At 44.2% G+C, this 2820-nt stretch carries 2 protein-coding genes; both read right to left on the bottom strand.

The features are described from left to right. Positions 1 to 311 precede the first annotated feature (311 nt). Positions 312 to 1415: an SGNH/GDSL hydrolase family protein gene (locus B879_RS20520; RefSeq protein WP_009187147.1), complete on the bottom strand. Its 1104-nt coding sequence runs from the start codon at positions 1413 to 1415 to the stop codon at positions 312 to 314. A gap of 179 nt (positions 1416 to 1594) precedes the next feature. Further along, a partial coding sequence (locus tag B879_RS20515; protein ID WP_040401465.1) for a gamma-glutamyltransferase family protein occupies positions 1595 to 2820 on the bottom strand: 1226 nt, incomplete at its 5' end.

Genomic DNA, 2820 nt, shown 5'->3' with positions numbered 1-2820 from the left:
TGACAGATATTGAAACTTCATGCTGAGATTTTAAAATTTGGCATTTACAGAGGAGAGAATGACATCTTGTTTTCCCCGTCATTCTGATCCGCCATAGGCGGAGAAGAATCTCCTAAACTATGGGAGATTCTTCGCTCGTCCCTCGCTCAGAATGACGATTACTCCTATCTGTCAATGGTAACAAAGTGAAGAATCTTGTCTCTTGAACTTCAGTGGATGATAACCCTTTTGAAAACCAGGCTTTTAGAAGGGTTTTTTGGTGTTTATAGGGGCGCAAAATGAAAATAATAATGGTGTAAAATGAAGATATTTTACAGTGACCTGAGGATTTTTTCAATTTCTTCTCGAAATCTTTGGTATGCCCTGTAATGTCCTAAGTCGTTGAAATGTGTTCCGTCCGTTGTGGCTTCATGATCCTCACCAATAAGATTTTCACTAACTATATAAAAAATATTTTTCCTTGTTTTGATTTTGCTTTCGTAAACGGCTTTCAAGGCATTGTTTTGTTCATTGATAAATGACATCGTTCCAGAGACATTTTGGTCGTCTTTTTTAAAGAAAGCGTAATCTCTGATGATACTTTCTACAAGGATGATGGGCACTGTGTCATTTACAGCGGTGATATAGTCAATGGTTTCGGGTAGGTTTTTTCTAATGGTATCTGCGGGAGAGTTTGGGGTGCAGTCCAAAATAACCAAGGAAGGCTGTGCTGTCATGATGTATTCGGCAATTGCTTTTTCAAATCTACCGTTACCACTAAAACCCAGATTGATGACTTCTTTGTTAAACTGTCTTTCAATCATTGCAGGGTAGGTCAGTCCCGGACGGGAAGCCGAGGCACCCTGCGTGATACTCGTACCATAAAAGACAATAGGGTGGGCAGTATCTATGATTTTTTGGGCGGGTTTGTCGACATAAGCCCCAGAATCTATACCGATTTCAAGTGATAGAATCCCATCATACAAAGGTAGATTCAGCAGGTATTCCTGGGCATTGGCAGGCATGCCTTCAATGATAATGGCTTCATTTTGATGTCCTTCAACAGGTCTTGCCACGCCTACAAACTGCCATGTGTTGTCCCTGTAAGCATATAGGTCAAGCCCTTTTGTAGCAATAGGCGTCATGTTTGACAAATGGTTATTGTATTTCAATTCCCATCGGACTTTGATGGTGGAGGAGTTGGAAGTAAAACGGATAGAGATACCTGCCGAATGTTGGGAAAGGTTCCAGACCTCTTGTCTTACTTTATTTTGAGCGCCTAAAGGAAGCCGTGTATAGGTTTCGGTATCGGGCAGCTGACCTATAATTTCGAAATTGGAAGCATCATAAAAGATGATGGCGTTTTCGGTTGCCGCGGTAAGTTTTTCATCTGGTGGAAAGGTTGATTCAAGTTTGGGATAATAAGATGAAGCCATCAGTAAAATGCCACTGAAAAGGACGATATTCAGGATGTTGGGAATTTTTTGATCGGCTATATTTTCTTTACTGCTATATATACTTTCATTAAGGAATATAAGTCAAAAAGTTATGAGCTTCTTTTCCCCAAGGTTGCTGTGCATAAGGCATGTCGCAAAGAACAAGAAAACGGACTTCCTCAATACCCCGCTGCCTGTCCGTCTTTTCTAGACTCCGAAGCACCGATATAGACTTTGTTGACCTTGTCGTATAGGATGGCTTGGTAGCCTCCATAAGGCCCGACACTGTACTCCACTCGGTGTCCCATCTCTTCCAGTTTGCGGATGACTTCATAAGTAAAGCCGCTTTCGAGATTCAGCGATCCACCGTTTGTCATCTTCGAGCCTGTAGGTTCGGAGCTACCGTTGTGCCGCATCCGCGGTGCATCTCCAGCTTCCTGCAGATTCATGCCAAAATCAACCAAATTGACCACAATCTGCGTATGTCCCTGAGGCTGTACCGAACCGCCCATCAGCCCAAAACTGATGTAAGGCTCCCCGTTTTTGGTGATAAAGGCTGGAATGATGGTGTGAAAAGGACGCTTGCCTTTTGCCAAGGAATTCCAGTGATCTGGATCCTGTACATTGAACTGTTGTCCGCGGTTTTGCAGCACAAAGCCCAAGCCGTCCGGAACCATGCCTGATCCAAATTCATCGTAAATACTCTGGATAAAGGAAACCATATTACCTTCCTTGTCCGCCACAGTAAGATAGGTAGTGTTGCCTTTTTCGATTTCTCCTGCAGGATAAGCCATCGCGGCCTTGTTTGGATCGATGAGTTTCCGACGTTCGGCGGCGTATTCTTTGGAAATCAATTTTTCCACGGGGATTTGATTGAAAGCCGGATCGGCATAGAATTTTGCACGGTCTTCAAAAGCCAGTTTCTTGGCTTCGGTCAGCACATGCAGGTATTCCGCGCTTCCATAGCCCATGGATTTGATATCGTAGCCTTCTAGGATATTCAGCATTTGTAGGACTGCGATTCCCTGTCCGTTGGGTGGAAGCTCCCATACATCGTATCCGCGGTAGTTGGTACTGACGGGTTCTACCCATTCGGAGGTATGCTTTTTCAGGTCTTCATAGCGGAGATAGCCCCCATTTTCCTTCATAAATTGGTCGATGGTACGTGCGATTTGCCCTTCATAAAAAGACGAACGGCCTTCTTTGGCGATCATGGAGTAGGTTCTGGCCAAGTCTGGATTTTTGAAGACTTCCCCTTTTCTTGGGGTGTTTTCGCCATTGGGCATGTAGGTTTTCCGGAAACCGGGAATGTCCTGCATTTTTGGATAAACACCGTTCATTTGCCAGGCAATCACTTCGGTGACGGGAAATCCGTTGTTGGCATAGTCGATGGAAGGCTGGAGGA

Source organism: Cecembia lonarensis LW9 (assembly GCF_000298295.1).
Taxonomy (GTDB): Bacteria; Bacteroidota; Bacteroidia; order Cytophagales; family Cyclobacteriaceae; genus Cecembia; species Cecembia lonarensis.
The sequence above is the reverse complement of the archived record's forward strand: the minus strand, read 5'-3'. Positions and strand labels throughout refer to the sequence as shown.

Excerpts from the sequence above, each read along its gene's own strand:
- B879_RS20520 (WP_009187147.1), bottom strand. The coding sequence starts at position 1,415 with ATGGCTTCATCTTATTATCCCAAACTTGAATCAACCTTTCCACCAGAT.